Raw genomic sequence first — 19,624 nt, 5'->3', positions numbered from 1 at the left:
ACAACTACCCTGACCCAAGCCGCATAGACGTGTTCAAAATCCGGGGTCAAGGCCCCTCGGATGCCTGGCCCGGGGACTTGTCCGCGACGGTCTGGGTTTCGGTGCCGGCCGCTCAGAGGCTGGGCACTGGCGGGCCGGCGACCCACGGAATGGGCTCAACGAGATCTCCGGCCGGGCTGCCCCGCAGGACGGCCCGGCCGGTGCTGTGGTGTTGCTTTGCCGAGTTGCCGGAATCGCTTACAGGTACGTGACGGTGAGGGTCACCGAGCCGTCGATCGCTACCTCGTTGTTCAGCGTCAGGCCGCTGGCTGGCGCGATCACGGGGGCGATCGTCAAGTCTCCAGTCAGGAGTTGGACGGGGATCGGGGCCCAGCGGACCTGGAAACCGGAGAACCCGCCTCCGGCGGCGGAAGCGGTCTGGCCGTCAGGCGCGGCGGCGTCGACGAGTCCGGGCAGTCGGGCGGCGAGGTCAGCGGCCAGGTCGGCGGGCTCCCTTCGCAGACTCTCGGCGGCCTGGGCGAGCTGGTCCTCACCGACAACCGCAACGATCTGGTCGGCGGTGATCACCTCATTGGGGCCGCCGCCGATCCACGACCGCACCTGCGACTCCAGACCGGCATCGGCCAGGCTCTCTGCTGAGATCGTCAAGGACGTTGGCTGCACGTTCACACCGTCTTCGTTGGTCATAGCGACATGATCCCCTTCGAAGGCGGCGAGGGGCATCACTTCCGGCAACCTTGACCGCCAGGTCCTCGCGCAGCAGTCCGCCCGGCAGGAAGAACAGCGCCGCGCCCTGGCCTCCTTCGTTCGAGGCTGGGGCGCGGCGGGCGGGACGTCGGCCTAACGCTGCACGGGCGGCTGTTCGGCTTGGGCGAAGTGCATGACGATCCTCTTCGCCCGGCGGCTACTTCGTCGAATGTCCGTCTTGGAACGGCGGGATGCTGTTTGACTACTTGCCCAGTGCCGCTTCGTTCTTCAGGTGCAGTTTGTCGATCAGGCTGTCCAGCAGGTGGTTGGGGTCGTACGTGACTTGCTCGTCCAGCCTGTTGAGCGACGCTTCCATGCTCCTGGCCTGGGCCACGACAAGGCTGCCCAGCTGTGCAGTGGCCCCGTCGGCAGGGAGTTCGGGGCTCGGAGAGGTAGCGGCCACGAGGGTGTAGGCGCGGGCCAGCTCGGCCAGGGCGGCGGATGCCTGTCCTGCGGACTTCTCGGCGACGTGCTGGGCTTCGGCGCCGATGGCGGCCAGGAGCTTGTCGCGGGCGCCGGTGACGGCGGCAGGCTGGGGCACGGTGATCTGTGCCGGGATCTGCTGGATGCCTTCGTCGGCGGTCACTGTGGTGGGTTCGGCTTCGCTGCTGGTCATGGGCACCCTTTGAACTCGGTCGGATTAGTTCTCGTCAGGCTAGGGCCACACCTGCTGCCCCGGAGACGAACCTTGATCCACTGATCGGGATCCGGCCATCACTTGGCCGGTCATGGGGTGCTGACACACCGTCGAGCTGCACGCTGCCCTGGCTGCGCCTGAAGCTGCAGGACTGACCGGAGTAGGGCAAGGCGCGTCGTGCTGCCAGGCGGCAGGTGGCTGCTGTATCCGCAGGTTCTGGCCATGTTGATGAGCGCGTGGCCAGAACCTGTGATGTGTCGGGGTTCCCTACCTGAATGCGACCGTCAGGCGAGTGGCCAGCAGGTGGACCTCTTCGAACGTTCGGGCCCGGCTGCCAGGGCTGCTCCTGCTGGCTCAACGCGTCCTCCGTCCGCGTTCGATGATCACGACGCACCCGAGTCTGTCAGCGCCGGTCCCGGCCTCGCAGAGCTTCCCCTCAGCCCGGCGCCGCCGACTGCAACACCGGCTTCTGGCGCTGCAACACGTTCAGTGCAACACCGCCGCGCGTTGCACTCTGACCTGCGGTGATGCCTCTGATAGAGGCTCTTGGTAGCCGTGTTGCGCCTCGCGTTGCAGGGCCGCGCCGCGTCCGGGCCGCGCGGTTGAAGATCAGGGCTGACGTCGGGGCGCCTGGCAGGGCGCCTTCCAGGACGCTCGGCAGAACGTTCACCAAGGCGTCTGACGGGGTGCTTCGCAGGGCGCCTCACGACCGTACGGCGGCCGGACAACGGCGCAGGTCAGGCCATACGGTCAAGGGGAGCTGACAACGCCGACTACTTCACTGAGGGACCCTTTCCAGACCTGGTGAAGCTTCGACTTCCCCTACCCAACCCCCTCCAGACGGCGGACCGCCCCGCCGGCAAACTGCGGGACTCCCGGCCGCCCGGGTCCGAAAGGCCGGCGCATGGGAACAGCACCGGATCCCGCGCCTCAAGAGGCCCGGGGTCCGGTGGGTGTGGGAAGCGGTCAGAGGCTGGCCGGGGCGGCCTGGGTGGTCGGCGCCGGTCCCGCCCAGTCCATGCCCAGCGCAGCGAGGGCCGCTGTCCGCGCCCAATGATCATGGTCGTTCTCGACAGCTGTGAGCTGGGCTGATCATCTAGATGGTTCAGCTGTCGTTGCGGCGTTGAGGGGCTGGGGGTCGGTTCCGGCGTATGGCGCATTGGTATCTGAGCTGCAGAATCGCGAGATCTGGTCAGGTTCGTTGATCGGTTGTTCACTTTCGCTGGGCGGCCGAAGGATGGTGCGTAGGTTCGCGTGGTCGGGCTGACGCGATCAGCCTGGGTAGGGCTGCCGGTAGTTATGGCAGGAGCCGGTGGATGGCTCCGGCTCCGAAGTCGGCGAGGTAGGTGTCGCCGCTGTCGGTGGTGGCGAGTTGGCTGGGGTTGGTGAGACCGGCAGCGACTTCGCGGATTCTGTTGTTGCGCAGGCTGAGGAGCCGCCCTCCGTTGAAGTCGCTGAGCAGGATGGATGATTCGGTGAGGGTGATGCCGTTGAGTCCAGCGAGCTTATGGTCCTGGAGGAGGTCTGTGGTTGCGTTGATGTCGGTGAGCGGGATGCTCCACAGCCTGTTGTAGTCGTCTCCCGTGGCGGGGCCTGGTGACGGTGCGCAGAGGACGTGGACAGAATCTGCGCTGGTGGCCATCCCGATGGGCGTTCCCTGGACGCGGGTGATTTCTGTTGCTGTGCCGTCCATGTCGACTCGGTACAGTGCGCCGTCGTGCATGGCGATGAGCAGAGCTTCGCTGTCCCATGCGAAGGTCATCGGCACGCCTTCTGCCTCGGGTGTCACGATTTCGCTGCTCTGGTAGTCGTCGCTGTGGTGCAGCACCAGAATGCGGCGGTCGCCGAGGAGGCGGACGGCGAGTTCTCCGTCGTCTCGTGCGGCGATGGTGTCTGTGCCCTGGTCGTGGGCGGAGACCGGGGGCACTGCGGTGACCATCCGGTACGCCCCGTCGCTCACGTCCACTCGCCAGATGTGGCGGCCGCGCGTACTGACGACGAGGCCCTTGGGGGTGCAGGCGATACCACTGACAGGTGGGAGACCAGTAAGTATTTCCGTGACGGTCCAGCGGGGGTGGGCGGCCACGTTGACGAGTGCCTCCGCGTAGCATCCGTCTTGCTGGCAGCGCAGAGTGGTGATGCCTGGGTGTTTGGCCCGGACGGTATTTTTTGTGAAGAACGCGACTTTCTCGTCCGTGCTCTCCACCTTCGGGCTGTTCAGCGGCTCGGTCCATGTCGCTGTGCCGTCGGTGTAGTGGCCAAGCACACGCAAGGGGACAGCGTCATCGCGGTGCAGGCGCAGGATCCCTGGCTCGATGCTGATGCGCATCAGACGCTCCTCGTGCACCGCAGCGCTTGGCTGGCCGTCGAGTAGGTAAGAGGTATCGCCCAGGGGGCGGAGCGGACCGCCGTCGCGGTCGCGCGCCCAAGCAGGTCCTCCCTGCACGCGAGAGTGCGAAGAGTGCCATTCGACGTAGTGGCCTACCTGGTAGGTCTCGCGTGTGGGCGCAACGCGCTGACTGGCGACTCCCCCTTCCAGGACTTCCAGCCGGACCCCGGAGATATCGAGCAGTTGCTGCCCGAGGGCATCCTTGTAGAGCGGGACGCCTACTTCCGTGATGCGATACCAGGTCGAGCGTTGTGGATCGCGCACCAGCCATACAGGGTGCGCCGGCCCGTGGCGTGTCCCGTCGACAAGGTGGACGCGGTGCTCGCCGGGAGAGACGGCGGAGACGTCGACGACCAGAGTGCCCGGTTGGAAGCTGCGCGTGGTCAGCGGCACCGTCTCGTCCAGCCAGACCTGGACTCGGGCTCCGGCCCGCTCGATCCACAGCGTCAGGTCTCCCTGGTCGTACTGGTAACCGCGGACCGCTGGCGCACGGTCGAGGTCACGGTCGAGCAGGTCCAGTAGCGAACTGGCGTGGGCGAGGATCCGAAGGCATTCCCGACGCGACACGCATGGCAGACTCGGGTGGTCCTTGTGGGAACGGTCTCCTTTGAACAGGCCGATGGCGCCCGCGAACAGCTGGACCATGCGGTCCATGTCGCCGTCGCGGTCGGAGATCCGGATCGGGTTCTGCTTCTCCTTAAAGGCGGACTTGATCAGCACGTCCCCGATTGCCGAGTTGCCCGACCTTTGCTGGACCTCGTCTTCCAGGCGTCGGAAAGCGGCGAAGACGGCTTCGTCGTACAGGTCAGCGCGCAGCGGTGCCTGGCAGGAGTCCACGATTTCCTCGCGCAGCAAGCTGAGCAGCACGTCCAGGCTGTGGTCCTGGACCGGCGTCGTCTGCTCCTCGGAGAACCCTGTCGGCATGTCGGTGTGGTCCGAGGGCTGGGTGTCGTTCAGCCTGTGCAACATTGCAGATGCCGCTGCTGTGCGCTCGCGCTCGGTCGTCTCGGCGTACTTAAGGAGTCCGTCCACACCGTGCACGCGCCGGTATGGCCGTAGGCGCGGCCGGTCTACGGTGAGGTGCCACAGCCAGGGGCTTTGGGACGCCCAGCCGCTGCCGGTCCAGAAGCCTGGGAGTAGATCGACAAGGACCCTGAGGCGCGCCACGAGTCCCTGCGCGGCATCCACCTCTGCTGCAATCGCCTTCGCTTCCATATTCGGGGGTGCTTGGGAAGGCGTAATCGTGGCCGCGTCGGACGCCGTGGACGTGCCTGCCGTGGGAGGTTCGTTGATGTCGTCGGGGCTGCCGATGGGCAGGCCCTCGTGTTCGGCGAAAGCCTTGCTGTTGACGATGAGCGGGGTCTCGGCCGGGCTGGTATCGCTGCGTTCGAGGTCCACTGTCCAGGCCACGAACCGCTCAAGGAGTTGAAGATCCTCTGGTCCGTCATCGCACGCGGTGACTCCTCGGAGGGTCAGCCTGACCGGGTCATTGTTGGAGAAGCCGTGCGCCTGCCAGGGGCGGAACAGGAACGCGTCGGGAACAGCGAGGAGTGCGGCCTGAGCGTCCTCGATACCCAGATGCCTATCGACCCACAGGTCTACCGCAGTAAACGTGGGCCAGTCACCTCGCTGCTTCATCAGGGCGTACACCGCTTGAAGTAGTTCTCGGGTACCGGCGGTAAGCCGTGCGTCGTCAGTCACATGATGATTCTCGCCCCCTCCATGAGCGCGGCGTCCCGGCGGCGGGGGTGGCGGTAGCCGGCCAGCCAGCCCAGGATGGCAGCGGCAACCGGTTCTGGAGGCGAGGCGACCCTGCAGACCCGCATCTCGCAGCTGCGCAAAAACTCGGCACCGACCCGGACGGCACGCTCTGCCTCCCCAGGGACCGACCGCACCGGCATCTACCGACTGTCGCCCAAGGTCCACTGAGACTGGGACCGCTTCACCACGCTCGCCGAACGCGGCCTGACCAAGGGCCTCGACCGGCATCGGCGACCTGGAGGTCGCCCTCGCGCTCGTCCGCGGCTACCCTTCAGCACCAACCCGCCCGCCGACACCGCCCACACTCTCGCCACCTGGCACCGCACCGGCCCCGCCAGTGGCGTGAACCAACCCTTTCGGCCCTCCCGGGCAGCTGGCTATCCTCTACGGCACGTGCTTCGTCTGCACGTGCCACGGCCCAGACCCACCTCTGGCCGAAGGCGAACCTGAGCGGCCGCTCGGAAGGCGTGAACAGCGGTGCCCGCAGACGTGACCATGACGTCCCGCGCACCTGGCACGCCGGGGTGGGACGGCACAGCCAGCGCGCAGGAGCTGTCATGACCCGGAACATCACCCACCAGCAGCGCATCGCCAAGGATCTGAACACCGCCGTGGGATGCGGCTACCAGGAAGCACTGCGCCGCGTCAGGCAAGCCGCAGCCGCCGGCCGCCTGCCTACCCCCCTCGACGCCCAGGGACGAGCGGCGGCCGTCGACCTCCTGACCCACGAAGCCACGACCGCGGGCGCTGTCCGGACAACCCCCGCCACCAGCCCTCCGCCCACGACACAGCCCCCCGTGCCGCCGCGGTGTGTCTGGCCGTGGGGCGCGGACGCCGCCGCACTTGCATCCCTTGCCCCGGGGACGGTGACGGCACTGGTGTCACTGCCGACGGCCGGCCGCTCCACCCTGGCGCTGAACGTCGCCCTGCACAACGCACAGCAGCGCATCGGCGCCCTGTTCACCTCCGGGGAGATCACCAGCAAGGCCCTGGCCCAGAAGGTCATCGCCGCCAGATACGGGTTCGACGTACGTTCGCAGGTGCCTCCCGGCGGCTGGGAGACGTTCAAGGCCACCGCGGTGCCCGAACTCGACGCCACCCCGCTGCTCCGGCACGGCGCGCAAGTGGGTACCAGCGCGCGCGACAGCCTCCGAGCCGGCCTGCTGGCCGCAGCCCGCAGGGGCTTTACGCTCAGGCTGTGGGCCGTTGACTCCCTCTGGCACTTCAGCGACTTCACCGACGAGGGGCGTGACACCGCCGCGACCATGGCAGAACTCCGTTCCCTGGCCCGCGAATACAACTTGGCCGTCCTGGTCACTTCGCAGGTCGTCACGGAAGACCCGGACGACCCTGACGACCTGGTCACCGCCGCGCACCTGCCGGCCGGCATGGCCGACTACAGCGACCGGGTCCTCGTCCTGGACCGGCCAGGTACCCAGGGGAGCTGGGACACCACCACCTACCCTTCCACGGCGATTCTGCGCCGGGTGGCTGGCCCGGGGCCCGCGATCGAACTCGAGCTGGAGCCGGAACACTGCCGCTTCGTCTCCCCCTGACGGCCTCCCAGCTGCCGGCCTGGCCCTGACCATGTCCTCAGAGCCAGGCCAACGCGACCAGGACTGAAACCAGTGGGCGGCGAAGCGTTCACCGGCGCATGCAGCCGGTGCTGAGGTCGTCGAACACCTGAGACGGCAAGGCCCGGTGAGCGCCCAGCGCCGCGCGTTGGGCAACCGTCTGCAGCGCCTCGGGGGAAGCGAGGTAGAGGTGGTCAGGGGCAACCTTGCACTGCACGCTGCCTGACGGACCCGAAAACCGGTGGTGCGCGGCACAGTCCTGGTGACAGGCTTCCCCCAGTGAAGGGGCGTAGCTCAGCCCGGCCAGAGCCGCGGACTCCAAACCCATACGTCGCAGGTTCGAATCCTGCCGCCCCTGCCCCTACACCTCGACCAGGACGATCCCGTCCACCTTCTCGACAAGCTCGGGCGGCGGATCCCAAGCGAAAGACCGCTCCACAAGGTCCGGTAGCTTCCTGCGCAGCCTGCGAAGCCAGTGCTGCATGTACGGTTCGGAGAAGCCGAGCCGACCCTTGGCGCGCCCCGCCTGCCGGCCGTCGCGACCGCGTGCACTAACTGGTTACTTGCCATGGAACAACCCGCAGCCACCCCGGCGCGGCCAGAGCAGGCATCCGGCCCGGGCTGCGCAGTCTGCCTCATAGGCTGGCCTCGACAGGCCATCTGACGCTTGTCGCATCACAGCACGAAGGGGTGGAGGAGCGAATGCTCGACTTGGACGACCTGGTGAACCGGGTGGTCAACCCGGACGTACGACCGCTGGTGAGGGAAGCACACCGCTGCTACGCCACCGGCGCCGCCCGAGCCGCGATCGTGCTGACCTGGACCGCGACGTGCGCGGACCTCATCCACAAGATCGAGGTCCTCAAGGAGGAAGGCGAAGCCGACGCACGCGCCCTGGTCCAGGACGTCGAGCGCGCCCAGAAGCCCGGCGAGCCGGATGCTGTACCCCTCATGCTCAACGTCGAGAAGACCATTCTGGACGTCGCGGAGAAGCTGGAACTCATCGATCGCACCCACAGGACACAGCTCGAACGACTGCGCGAGGACCGGCACCTGTGCGCCCATCCCTCCCTGCGCCCCATGGGCGAGCTGTACGTCCCGACATCCGAGTACGCCCGCGCCCATCTCGTAGCGGCCCTCGACGCGGTCCTCATCCACCAGCCCAGCCAAGGCCAAAGGGTCCTCGACAGCTTCATCGCCCACGTCGTCGATCCCGCGTTCACGTTCGAAGCGGGCTACCTCGGGCACACCTTCTTCGACCGGGTTCGCCCCGCCTCCCGCGCGAAGCTGGTCGACTTCGCCGCCAAGTTTGCCCTGCTGCAGATCGAGGACGACAGGATGCCTCTCGCAGCACCGATGTTTGCCGACCGGATGGCACAGTGTTTGCGCCTGTTCGCCGACCGAGACCAGCCCCTGACCGAGGAGCACCTAGTCCGCCACATGTCCCGGCTGGAGAAGGCGGAACCCCCGATCCAGCTTGCTGCTCTCGGCCGCCTGGGCGACCTCCCGGCCTTCTGGAAAGCCCTGCCCGAACCCATGCGCATGCTCTACAACACCAAGATCACGAACATCGCCGCCCAGACCGCGACGAACGGCTACCTCCGGCCCGACGAGACCAGGACCCTCGCTCTCGTGACCCACCCAGAGGTCCGAACGAGCCTGCCTGCCCTGGAGAGCGCATTTGCGGCGCTCCCCGTAGCCGAACGGTCCCGCGTGATCGGGGTCCGACCCGATCCCTACTTCCTCCCGTACCTGCCCGGGCTGCTCACCGGCGTGGGAAGCTTCGACGAGGGCGAATTCGTCGTACGCACCGCCATCCTGCCCAGCGCCGGCGTGCTGAGCCTGGAGGACACCAGGGCAGTCCTCAGGGCATGGTGGGACAACGAGAAAGGCCAGACCTGGGGTCGTGCCATGCCCGCCCACCTCGTGGCGCTTTACCTCTTCACCGCTCACCTTGGCGAAGCGAGGGATGTGGTCTGGAAGGCCTACCTCGAGGAGCTCCGGCCGTTCCCGGACCCGTTCAACGCCATCGCCCGCGGTACGGGCCTTGCGGAGGAGATCGCCCCCGGATGACCACCGCGGCCGCGCCGTCCTATCCGACATAGCAGCGGCTCTTCACCGGTGGCCTGCGAACCCGCACGCTTTGAACTGTCAAGTGACGGGCGTCGTGTGTTGTGTATGGGGTGTGCGTCGTTGGTTTTCATTGGTGCTGGCCTGGGTTGAGGGCGGTGTGAGGGTGTCGTTTTGTGGGTGAAGGCTGCTGTCGTTTGGCGGGTGGGCGGGATGTCGCCCCTGTGGGTGGGTGTGGCGGAACGCCGGGTGGGGGCGTGTCGTGTCCGGCTACGCTCGGTGGATGCCGTCGTTTGCGGGTGATCCGCGTCATGAGCGTCTTGTCGCCGTGTTGGTGCCGTTGTTGCGTCGTTCGTGTCCGCCGGGTGGGGGTGGCTTCGGCGGGTCTTACGAACTCCGGCTCGGGGTTGACGAGGCAGAGGAGTTGGGCGGGGTAGATCTGATCCGTTCGGCGCTGCGGAAGGCCGGCCGGTCGCTGGGGTGGTCGCGGCTGCAGACGTTCGGTGGTTCCTTCCCGCAGGTTGCGGTGGCGGGTGTGGTGGACCGGCGGGAGATTCCCGAGGAGTTCGCCGCAGCTGTCGAGGAGTATCAGTTGGCGCGGGGGAGGGCCTCGGCGGAGGTGATCGGGCGGACGTGGCAGGACGGGAAGCCGCGTGCGGTGCCGGGTTCTGTTTTCCTGGTGGCGCAGGAGTTCCGTGCAGCCTATGCCGAGGGAGCGGCCGGGTGAAGCGTGAGCGCGCGACGCGTCTGCTGGCGGACATGATCACGCGGCTCGAGGGCGGCGACTGGCCGCTGGGCCTGGTGGAGGAGGTGTACGTCTTCGGGTCGTACGCGCGCGGTGCGCTGGAGCCGAACGATGTCGACGTCGTCATCGAGCACGGCACGGACAAGCGCTGGCTCGGCGAGTCGCTGGATGCCTCGATCAACGGGCGTGACTCGTACGTGGGGATGCGGCAGGCCCTGAGGGGCCGCACCCGGGGGATCTCCTTCCAGTTCCGTGGCCGCAGCAGTCTGCAGGACGAGGGTTTCGAACTGTTCTTGCTCTGGCGTAAGGGCGAGCCGTTCTCCCTGGCTCGCGAGCGCCTTGCCTCCCTGACAGCGGATCCGGAAGCCGGGACTGCGCCCAGGGACCACATGCTTCCGGAGTTCGAAGGGCTGGAGAGCCTCGTGCCGCGCCCGGCGAGGATCGAGCTGTTCGGCCGGCACACGGAGGAAAGGATCAGCATTACGCCGTTGAGGCTGGTGGACGGGGAGCTCGAAGACCCTGAAGTCGCCTGGCATGTACGGCGGCGGTGGGTGGAGACGAGCCCTCTGCGTCGGGCAGCGACGTGCGCCCTGGTGGCGTTGGAGCAGCGGGGCGTAGATCTGGGGGAGGTGACGCTGCACGGTCAGCGGCTGTTCGGCCGGGAGCAGCAGGCCGAGCGTTGTTTCGTCGATCTGGGGTGGAACGGCTTCGGATACATGGGCCGTCTCCTGGATGGTGGAAGGACCTGGCTGGAGGTCATGCGCCCTCATCACACCAAGCCTATGGACGCACTGCTCATCGAGCCGCGACCACGGCGGTAGCCGGCCCGGTACGCGAGGCTCCGCTGTCCATTGCACTCATGGACCCGTCGAGCTCCGCTGCCCTGCTCTGCCCTCGGCGCTGGCATCGGTTCTCTTGTTCCGTTGAACTTGCTTTACGTGCTGCTGTACGGTCGGAGGTATGTCGAAAACGGTGACGATCCGGGTCGAGGAGCAGCTGCACGCGCTGCTGAAGGAACGCGCGGAGACGGAAGGCACCACGGTGACCGCGCTGATCACGCAGGCCGCGCAGGACGCGGTCCGTGACCCGCGTCTGGAAGAGGCCGCAGAAGTCTTCCGGTCCTTCCTCGCCGACCAGGGGGACGCGTTCGACAAGGCATTCCCCGACGACGCCCCGTCCCGCCTGGACGCCTCGGGTCGGGCGGCCTGAACCTGTGGACCTGTACGTCGACATCCGCTGGCTCCTCGAGCGCCAGGCCGAGGTCCTGCCCAAGCATCCCTCCATCCACGACTTCTCCGCCCTGGTCGCCGCCGTCGGCCGTCACCGCGTCAACACCCCTCAGATCGGCGCAACCGTCGACAACGCTTGGCGCGCCGCTGCCCTCATGCACGCCGTCATCCGACTGCGCCCCCTCCCCGCCCGCAACGCCTTGTTCGGTGCGGGCCTGGTAGCGGCGTACATGCACGCCGCGGGCGAGGGCATCGACGCTCCCTACGGAGCCTTGGTTGACCTGGCCCGCGACATCGACTCCGGACGCACGGACGCCTACGACGCGGCGGCCCGAATCCGGTCCTGGCGTATCTGAACCAAGGAGCGCTACGTGCGGTGCAGCGCCTGGATTTCGCGCAGACGGACGACGGGTTCGTCACCGATACGAACTGGCATGACTACTTCTGGGCAGCGGTCTGAGGCGATCCCCGTGGTGTGGACACACCTGACAATGGATCTTGTTGATCCTGGAAGGTGTAGATCCACGTGGCACGGCCATCGAAGTACAGTGCGGAGTTCCGGTCCGACGCGATCGCGTTGTGGCGGGCTTCGGCAGGCAGGCGGACGTTCAGGGACGTCGCGGCCGATCTGAACGTCAACCCCGAGACGCTGCGGACCTGGGTCCGTGACGCCGAAGATCGTCTGGTCGCCTCCGGCGCGTCGCAGGGCACCGAGGCCGAGCTGGCCCGGCTGCGGGCGGAGAACGCCAGGCTGGCCAAGGCGGAGAAGGAATGGCAGCTCGAGCGGGAGATCCTGCGCCGGGCAGCCGCGTATTTCGCGCGGGATTGTGTCCTGAACACGAAGGGGAGTTGACAGTAGGGCAGCTTCCGAGAGTAGTCCGGTGGCACGGGTGCCCGCGCCCTGGCACAGCAGTCCCAGCCGCCGACCATGAGCAGCCGCAGATCATGGCCAGGCACGCCGTATAGGGGCCTCTTCCCGAAGGGACTGCATGCCGGTGCCGCCCTGCCCGCACGTCCTCGGACCGTTCTCACTTCCGACCGCTGTCTACGGAGCGCTGTGCACTACCTCATGCCGCCGCCGGCGGCGCTTGGACCAGCTGGGATGTCGAGATACGGCTGCCGATGACGTCTCCTCCATCATGGCCGCGTTTGAGAAAGCGAGGATCGAGCCAAGAGCCGACTCCCAGACCCTGGACGTCACATCCGTTGCTCGGCCGAACGGGAAGGACTCCTTCACGGGCGTGGCTGTGGGCCGGCCTTTCCGAACAGGTCGGAGAGCGAGAACGCCGCAGCGCCGGCCCCGCCGGTCGGACCTGCGCTCCCCTCCGCCTCCTCCGCGAGTCTGGCGATCAGTGCCTCCCAACATGACGAACACCCGCACTGGCCACCGTCGCGGTGCTCCGTGCCGGTCCGTCCCACCGCAGCTCTCACCTGACCGGCCAGAACCTCGAACGCTGCCTTCCACCGGTCGGCCGCCGCCCTGTAGCCCGCAGCCTCACCTCGGGCCGAGGTCGCCTCCCCCTCGGCGCGACGCCGTGCCTGGATCATCGGCCAGTCGGGCCCGCCACCGTATCCGTACGACACACGCTCTCCTCTCACATCACCTTGTCACCCTTCAACGCCGTACCTGCTGCGGGGGACACGTAGTCCCGTCCGCTGCTGAGCGATCACGACTGTCCGGTTTCCGCTGTGAACTGGGCGTCGGGAATCTAGGCTGCCGGGAGCAAGCAGTACAGGGACGGGGCGGGCATGGCGATTACGGACACACGCGGCGACAGCATCCAGGACACGGAGTTCGTGAGGGGGTTCTGCCGCACGACCTTGCCCGGGCTCCTGGCTCGCGCGGGCCTGACCGACAGCGAGGCGCACAGTGTCGTCGTCGATGTCATCCGCCGTGCGCGGATGCTGGCGGCCCTACCGAGTGAATACGCCGACGTGCTGGCCACCCCCTTCCTGGAAGAGGTCAGTCAGCACCGTCCTCTGTCGGCGCCGGCGTGGCTTCGGGCTGCCGTGGTCGTCGCTGTCCGCAACAGCAAGCTGGAGGACTTCCACGCGCATGGCGGTCCCATCGGAGCCGCTGGCATAGCGGACATCACGGAAGCTGCCACCGGCCCGCTCCGCTCTCTCCTGGAGCAGCCCGGCAAGCCGGTCACCTCCAACACCCTGGCGGACCTCGACACCGCCTACCCCCGTGCGTGGGCATGCCTGACCGCTTTGTCGAACGTGACGGAAGCCCCGGCCGGCAGAGAGGACAGCTACGTCCTTCCGCAGGCCTCGCGGCCCGCACTGCCCGGTGCCGAGGAAATGTTCCACGCGCCGCCCAGCAGTGTCCGGCCTGTAGGCGACGGCCAGTCTGTCGTGGCCTCCGGCACCGACCCGCGTTTCGACCAGGCTCTGATCTACCTGCTGCGGCAGGTCAAGAGCCAACCTGGCTTCGTCGTCCCGCTCTCCGCGCTCAGCCGTCTCTCACGCGACAGCGGCAAGCAACTGCGTGTCCTGGAGTTCCTCCTGGCCCACCAGGCCACCGTCGTGACGACGAATTACCTCCTCGGCCCAGGCATCGTCGGTGTACGGGCCCGGCCCATGGTCAAGCCCGACTCCTACGATCTGCGGCGCAGCATGAAGCAGACGCGCGGCCTCGGGCCCACCCACACCAAGCTGCTGAAAACGCTGAAGCGAGACCACTTCTAGATCGCCCCGTACGGCCCAGGCTGCCGGCCCCACCCGCCTCCGTCTGGAGGATGGCAGCGCCCCATTGCGTGCACCGATCGCAGGGCGCCCCGCCCAGACCCGACGGACCCGCTCATGGCTCCGGGTTGTCGTCTGCCAGCCGCCCCCTGGGAGGCTCTGGGCAGTGCTGCGCCCATTGCCGCAGCACTGCCCTGTGGAGCGGGTCAACTCTCCAGGCGGGGGGCGTGGTCGAAGAACCGGGCCATCTCGTTGATCGGGATCTCCGTCACGCCGGGGTAGGGACGGGGGAGGGGGTCGTTGGTGGCGGCGATGACCTGACAGGCGTAACCATCGGCGGAGGGGTCATCCGCGATGGAGATCAGGGTGTCGATCAGACGCAGGCTGGTGTCGCGATCGAGGCCGGTCGCGCCGAGCCCGGCCAGGGGCGAGTCGATGATCATCAACGGAGGAATCCGGACAGCCGCGTCGACCCGGCCGAGGTCGCGCAGGGCCAGGAGCAGGGCGACGTTCGTCGCGACCTTTGGACTCCCGGCGACGGAGCTGTCATCGAACGTCTTGTCCGCCTCGTCGCGTTCCCTGACGAGGGTGGTGAAGTCGTGCGGGTCGACGTGCGCGGTCTCGACGGCCGGGTTGATCTGCTGCAGACGTGCGAGGAAGAAGGCCGACAAGCGGCCGGCGACCTCCTTGCGGCGGACGCCACCAGCTCCCTGAGCGGCATCCCGGGCCATCTGAGCGGCCTCCATCCGCTCCTTCGCCTCCTTGATGACCTGTTCCTGGACCCGGATGTAGTCGGCGTTCTCGATCTGCCGCTTGAGCTGGGCGACATCCCGGCTGAGCCCGAAAGCCTCCTTCTCCGCCTGCTGCGCGGCGCTGCGGGCCGGCGCGAGGCGCCGCTCCTCGAAGGCGTCCCGGTCCGCGAGAGCCCGAGCCGCAGCCTTCTCACCGTCCGCCGCCAGCTGGACGGCGGCGGCCACGACGTCTTTCAGCTCGCGCACCTGCAGTCGCAGCCGGTTTACCTTCGCACTCGCCGCGGCAAGCTGCCTGGCTCGCCGGTTCTCCCCTTCCGGGTGAGGCTGATCGCACTGCAGGCAGTGCCCGGGGGCGCGTTCGGGGAGACGCTGTTCGCACAGCGTGCACTCCTTCTGCGACGGCACCAGCAAGGCGTCACGCGCGCCCTCGGCACGCGCCAGGTCCGCCTTCGCGCCGCTCAGCTTCGCCTGTACGGCATCGGCCTGCCTAGCCGCCTTACGGCGGTGCTGCTCCGCCGCCTTGTACAGCGCGGCGAGACGGCCCAGCTCCCCGACCACCTCTGTCAGCACACCGGCTGCCTTTTGCCACCGCTTGGAGGCTGTCTCGTGCTCCCGGACCTTCTGCTCGTACTCGGCCCGCGTGGCGTCCGGATCGGTCAGGGCACCGGAGTCACGCAGCTTCTTGAACTGGGAGAGAGCGGCGCGTGCGGCCCGGTACTGCGACTCGGTCTCGGAAGCGTTCTTCTCCAGCCCCGCCAGATCCTCGTTCCACAGCCCGAGGATCACCTCCATGACCAGAACCCGCGACGCATCCGGCACGCCGCCCAAGAAGTCGGAGGCGATCGTCCTCTGCCGCAGCGCCAGCACCGTGTTGTAGAAGCTGTCCAGAGCGAGCCGCGTCGTCCCGCGGACGGCGGCCGGCAGGCCCAGGAGATCCTGGACGAACGCGCCCGCCGTGACCTCGCCGACCTTTGACGAGCTGACTGGCAAGGCCTTCTCCGCCTCTCGGGGACGGTCCAGGTTCTTCAAGAGCACCTGGGCCCGTGGGTCCGAACCGCTGCGGGTGGCCTGCCAGCGCGTGCCGGCAACACGGAACACCAGACGGAGCTGCTCGCAGCTGCGGACCTCGGGCATCACCCGCAGGGTCTTCAGCCCGAGCGGATAGAGCAGCGTCTCGATCGCGGTCGACTTTCCCGATTTCGAATGGCCGACCAGAAAGGTGACCAGCCCCTTGAGCCGCCGGACGTACCAGATGCCGTTGCGCTTGAACTCAAGCCGCTCGATCACAAACGACGGGCCCACTGGGCCTCCTTCGCATCAGGTGATTTGGTTCACTCCGACAACGAGCGGCCGCCAAACGGGTGACGTCCCAGGCAGGACCCGCGGGGACGCGTCAGCGGAAGCGGAACAAGAGCGGCACCGTGAAGCTGGGCAACCACCACTCGGCAGGCTCGCGTGCCGGACAGGCGTCGGCTCCACCGCGCCCGGCAATATTCCTGCGGCCGGCACAACCCTGGTGCCCCTTTGCTTTCCGGCTGCAGGGCGTCAGCGGTGGATGCCACGTTTCGCCGCCTTCAGTGCGGTGGCCAGGGTCGGAAACGAACAGCACGCATGACGGGATGGGACCTTCCACTGTCGATGTTCAGCCACCGTTGCTGGTATTGCGTCCGTGCCTGATACACGCTCCGTTACGATGAGCGCCACGATTACCGGTATGTAGCGCCGATGAAGAGGCCGGCAGGCCTCTGTTATCAGCACAGCGAGGCATTACAGGACAAGTGTGCGTCAGTCCAGGCCCAGAAGGTTCGGACCGCGTGGAGATATACGGCCGTTGAGGTTCCCCCGAGATGCGGAGCATGTTGACAGCAGGTCAGATGGTTTTCATGAGAGGAACATCGACCATGGCTGCACCCAGGAAATACTCGCAAGATCCTTTTCCCGGGAGGTTCGCCTGGGACAGGTAGGCCGCGGCCCGGCGCAGGACCTCGTTCTCCTGCTCCAGCAGCTTGATGCGCCGACGCGCTTCGCGCAGCTCCGCGCTCTCCTGGCTGGTTGTTCCGGGCTTGGTCCCGTCGTCGATGTCCGCCCGGCGCATCCACTTCCACAGCGTCATCGCGTGGACTCCGAAGTCGGCGGCCACCTGCTCGACCGTCACGCCCGGACCGCGGTTCCTCGCGACCCGCACGACGTCCTGGCGGAACTCTTCCGGATAAGGCTTGGGCACAGCGACATCCTTCCCAGCCACCCCACAGGGCAAGCCAGATCAGATGTCACCCGATCGTGCGGCAGACCCTTCTGCCCTGACAACATCTGGCAGGGCAGCAGAGCGTACACGCTGGCTGCGTATGCCGAGGGGATCATGGGCGCCCACCACTGGGATTTCTGGTGAGACTGATCCGGCACGTGCTGGGAGACACCTCGCTGGCGAACCTGATTGGTCGTGACGGAGTAGGTCATCGGGGGCGGCGAGGCAGCGGGGTGACCGCACGGGCGTCGTGGAGCGCGGTACGCAGGCAGTCGTTGTCGACAGTGAGGCGTTGGATGGCGGCGCGTCGGAGCCACTGGAGCTGGACGACTACCTCAAGAGCATCGGCGACGAGAAGCTCGTCCTGGACATCCGCTTCCCACGATGTCGTACCCCGCTCTTCGGAGTGGTTCGCAATGGGCCTGGGCGTTTGTGCTGCGTTGAAAGACCGCCGATCTGTGTCTACCCCGGGAGGCGGGTGGTCATTGTGGGGTGGGGGGTGCGGGGATTTTGGCCCAGACGGTTTTGCCGTGGGGGGTGGGGTCGGAGTAGCCCCAGGCGGAGCTGAGTCCGTCGATGATGGTCATGCCGCGTCCGTGTGACTTCATGAGGGTTGCGTGTGTCAGGGGAGGGGGGAGGGCGGGGGGTTGGGGGCTGGGGTCGGCGACGGCGCATATGACGGCTTCGTCTTTGCGGAGGAGTGCGAGCCAGGCGGTGGTGCTGCCGGTGGTGAGGCTGTGGACGACGGCGTTGGCGGCGAGTTCATCGACGACGGCGATGACTGTGTCGGCGTGTTGGGGCAGGTCCCATTCGTTCATGACTTTGCGGGTGAAGCGGCGGATCCTGCTGAGGATGTCGGGTTCGTTGGTGATGGCGCGGGCGGTGAAGCCGGCGGCGCTGATGCCGAGTTCCAGGCCCCAGTCGGTGCGGGTGCCGGGGTGGCTCATCCTCATTTCGAGTGGAGCGGTTTCGGCCGCGGGTGGCGTGGCCGTACCGGTTTCCTCGTGGCAGTCGGTAGTTGTTGCTCGTTGCCGCATCGAACGTCCCCCCGCAAGGCATCCAGGAGCGCGATTCCTGGTGGCTTGATGCTCGCTAGTATCCTCGCCGCCTGCCGTCTCATGCAATTGCATCGGGTGGCGGCGACACGAAAGAAGAAGAATCCGAACATCTATCCAATTCAGGGTGGTTCGGCGTGTCGTGGGTGGAAGCGAAGCGGTGGCGAGTTAGGGGCAGTGGAGTGGATCGTATGGGCAGCGCGGTCGTGGAGGGTTCGATCGAGGGTGTGGTGTGGGTGAAGAGCGGCCGTAGTGCCGCGGATGGGAATTGCGTGGAGGTCGCGGGGTTGTCGGGCGGGGGTGCGGCGGTGCGTAACTCGCGCGACCGGCACGGCCCCGTTCTCTACTACTCGCGCGGGGAGATCGTGGCGTTCCTCCAGGGCGTCAAGGATGGCGATTTCGATCATTTGATCGGCTGATCGGGATAAATCCGATTGTGGGCTCGAGGCAGGTTCCGGCAGTGGGAGACTCGCGGCGAGTAGCCGCATCGTCCCTTGCAGGAGCCTGCCTTGCCCCACGACGACCCCGCCCCAGTCCCGGTTCAGGTCCCTGTCCGTGTTCCGTCGGTTCAGGAGTACCTCGCCTTTCCGGGCCGCCGTAGTCCCACGGCTTTGAATCTGGTGGTGGGGCACCGGCTGAGGGAGATCCGCCAGGGGGCGAGGCTGATGCAGAAGGACAGCCGGCAGCCTGCGATCTCCGTCTCGAAGCTGAGCCGGTTGGAGCGGGGCCTGCATCGGGTGCGAGTCGAGGACACGGTGCAGCTTGTGGAGCACTACAACGTCGGCAAGGCGGAGGCCGAGCAGTTGGTGCAGCTCACCAAGCTGGCGAACGAGCCCGGCTGGTGGGCGCCCTTCAGGCGAATCGTCCCGTCGTGGTTCGACCGGTTCATCGGGCTGCAGGAAGCCGCGACATGGACCCGTACCTACGAATACCAGCTGGTGCCCGGGCTCCTGCAGACCGAGGAGTACGCCCGTGCGGTGACCGAGGTGAAGTACCTCCTGGAGGGAGAGGTCGAGGTCGAGGCACGCGTGCGGCTGCGGATGGAACGCCAGGAACTGCTGTGTTCGCCCGCGCGGCCCCGGCTTCTGGCGATCTTGCACGAGGCCGTGCTCCACAACCACTTCGGCGGGCCGGAGGTGATGCGCCGCCAGGTGGAGCACCTGATCGACATGGCCGCCATGCCCAACATCACCATTCGTGTGATGCCGTTCACCAACCGATGCCTCGTCCTGGGCTCGCCGATGACACTGCTCAGGTTCGACCAGTATCAGCTGCCCGATCTCGCCTACATCGAGCGCGGGAGCCGCTCGGAGTACATCGGTGACCTGGACGAGACAGATTTCTTCTCCGCCCAGATGGCCCAGCTGGTGGTCCACTCCGCCTCCGTCGAGGAGTCCCTGGCCATGCTGAAATCCGCGCTCTGACACCACCCCCACCCCCCCGGCCGCCTCAGCCCCCCGACCTATAGGAGGCGGGCGAGACCCCCGTACTCGCACCAGCCCCGCTCCAGGCGCCGCGAAGCACGCGCAGTGGCCGGGAGCCAGGCCGTGACGTCCCCCAGCCCGGGGGAGAGGACTTCGAGCCCGTCGAAGAGAGCATCGACCTCCGCGCGGGTGCGCACCCTGCCCCAGCCCGCCGTCTGCTGCAGGTATCCGCTCAGCTCCTCGGCGGCCACCTGGTCGTCGCAGACCAGGTGGCTGATGGCCAGGAAACTCCCCGATGCCAGGTGTGA

General features: G+C 67.3%; 16 protein-coding genes, 1 tRNA gene and 1 pseudogene. 11 read left to right on the top strand and 7 right to left on the bottom strand.

The window, feature by feature from the left end; all coding sequences use genetic code 11:
- Positions 1-237: 237 nt before the first annotated feature.
- From ACFWBF_RS34395 to ACFWBF_RS34385, 3 genes are all read right to left on the bottom strand, one after another.
- Positions 238-723, bottom strand: a complete 486-nt coding sequence (locus ACFWBF_RS34395; protein WP_385608680.1) for a YidB family protein — start codon at positions 721-723, stop codon at positions 238-240.
- 226 nt (positions 724-949) lie between these two features.
- Entirely contained in the window at positions 950-1,363 is a 414-nt protein-coding gene (locus tag ACFWBF_RS34390; protein WP_385608678.1) for a hypothetical protein, read from the bottom strand.
- 1,318 nt (positions 1,364-2,681) lie between these two features.
- Positions 2,682-5,474, bottom strand: coding sequence for a TIGR02391 family protein (locus ACFWBF_RS34385; protein WP_385608676.1), 2,793 nt, complete (start codon positions 5,472-5,474; stop codon positions 2,682-2,684).
- 617 nt (positions 5,475-6,091) lie between these two features.
- On the opposite strand from ACFWBF_RS34385, the gene ACFWBF_RS34380 reads away from it, so the two are divergent.
- The 9 genes and pseudogenes from ACFWBF_RS34380 (at position 6,092) to ACFWBF_RS34340 (ending at position 13,843) form a co-directional block, all read left to right on the top strand.
- Positions 6,092-7,090: a DnaB-like helicase C-terminal domain-containing protein gene (locus ACFWBF_RS34380; RefSeq protein ID WP_385608674.1), complete on the top strand. Its 999-nt coding sequence runs from the start codon at positions 6,092-6,094 to the stop codon at positions 7,088-7,090.
- A gap of 301 nt (positions 7,091-7,391) precedes the next feature.
- Positions 7,392-7,466 (top strand) — tRNA-Trp (locus ACFWBF_RS34375).
- Positions 7,467-7,810: 344 nt separating this feature from the next.
- A complete protein-coding gene (locus tag ACFWBF_RS34370; protein ID WP_385608672.1) occupies positions 7,811-9,181 on the top strand; it encodes a hypothetical protein in 1,371 nt (456 codons plus the stop codon).
- Between the two features lie 280 nt (positions 9,182-9,461).
- Entirely contained in the window at positions 9,462-9,905 is a 444-nt protein-coding gene (locus tag ACFWBF_RS34365; protein ID WP_385608670.1) for a hypothetical protein, read from the top strand.
- On the top strand, positions 9,902-10,744 hold the full coding sequence (locus ACFWBF_RS34360) for a nucleotidyltransferase domain-containing protein (RefSeq protein WP_385608668.1): 843 nt from the start codon (positions 9,902-9,904) through the stop codon (positions 10,742-10,744). The genes ACFWBF_RS34365 and ACFWBF_RS34360 overlap by 4 nt, the downstream gene beginning before the upstream one ends.
- Positions 10,745-10,883: 139 nt before the next feature.
- Positions 10,884-11,132 carry a hypothetical protein gene (locus tag ACFWBF_RS34355; protein WP_385608667.1) on the top strand — a complete coding sequence of 83 codons (249 nt, stop codon included), beginning with the start codon at positions 10,884-10,886 and terminating at the stop codon, positions 11,130-11,132.
- Positions 11,133-11,136: 4 nt separating this feature from the next.
- Complete coding sequence (locus ACFWBF_RS34350; protein ID WP_385608665.1) at positions 11,137-11,508, top strand: toxin Doc; 372 nt, start codon at positions 11,137-11,139, stop codon at positions 11,506-11,508.
- A 170-nt stretch (positions 11,509-11,678) separates the two neighbouring features.
- Positions 11,679-12,031, top strand: a pseudogene (locus ACFWBF_RS34345) (transposase); the annotation flags it as partial.
- Between the two features lie 870 nt (positions 12,032-12,901).
- Positions 12,902-13,843 (top strand): hypothetical protein, encoded by a 942-nt coding sequence (locus tag ACFWBF_RS34340; protein WP_385608663.1) that lies wholly within the window; start codon positions 12,902-12,904, stop codon positions 13,841-13,843.
- A 203-nt stretch (positions 13,844-14,046) separates the two neighbouring features.
- Here the strand turns inward: ACFWBF_RS34340 and ACFWBF_RS34335 are convergent, their stop codons facing one another.
- The 3 genes from ACFWBF_RS34335 to ACFWBF_RS34325 all read right to left on the bottom strand — a co-directional run bounded on the left by ACFWBF_RS34335 (position 14,047) and on the right by ACFWBF_RS34325 (position 17,790).
- Positions 14,047-15,894, bottom strand: a complete 1,848-nt coding sequence (locus ACFWBF_RS34335; RefSeq protein WP_385608661.1) for a hypothetical protein — start codon at positions 15,892-15,894, stop codon at positions 14,047-14,049.
- A 568-nt stretch (positions 15,895-16,462) separates the two neighbouring features.
- On the bottom strand, positions 16,463-16,816 hold the full coding sequence (locus ACFWBF_RS34330) for a transposase (RefSeq protein ID WP_385608659.1): 354 nt from the start codon (positions 16,814-16,816) through the stop codon (positions 16,463-16,465).
- 503 nt (positions 16,817-17,319) lie between these two features.
- Entirely contained in the window at positions 17,320-17,790 is a 471-nt protein-coding gene (locus ACFWBF_RS34325; RefSeq protein ID WP_385608657.1) for an ATP-binding protein, read from the bottom strand.
- 293 nt (positions 17,791-18,083) lie between these two features.
- On the opposite strand from ACFWBF_RS34325, the gene ACFWBF_RS34320 reads away from it, so the two are divergent.
- Together ACFWBF_RS34320 and ACFWBF_RS34315 are read left to right on the top strand one after the other, a co-directional pair.
- On the top strand, positions 18,084-18,311 hold the full coding sequence (locus ACFWBF_RS34320; RefSeq protein WP_385608655.1) for a DUF397 domain-containing protein: 228 nt from the start codon (positions 18,084-18,086) through the stop codon (positions 18,309-18,311).
- A 201-nt stretch (positions 18,312-18,512) separates the two neighbouring features.
- Positions 18,513-19,316 carry a helix-turn-helix domain-containing protein gene (locus ACFWBF_RS34315; protein ID WP_385608682.1) on the top strand — a complete coding sequence of 268 codons (804 nt, stop codon included), beginning with the start codon at positions 18,513-18,515 and terminating at the stop codon, positions 19,314-19,316.
- Positions 19,317-19,354: 38 nt separating this feature from the next.
- Here the strand turns inward: ACFWBF_RS34315 and ACFWBF_RS34310 are convergent.
- Positions 19,355-19,624, bottom strand: a 270-nt coding sequence (locus tag ACFWBF_RS34310) for an SAM-dependent methyltransferase (RefSeq protein WP_385608653.1), incomplete at its 5' end; no start/stop codon positions are given.

It is taken from the genome of Streptomyces sp. NPDC060028 (genome assembly GCF_042736725.1).
Taxonomy (GTDB): domain Bacteria; phylum Actinomycetota; class Actinomycetes; order Streptomycetales; family Streptomycetaceae; genus Streptomyces.
This window is presented reverse-complemented; position numbering and strand designations above follow the sequence as displayed.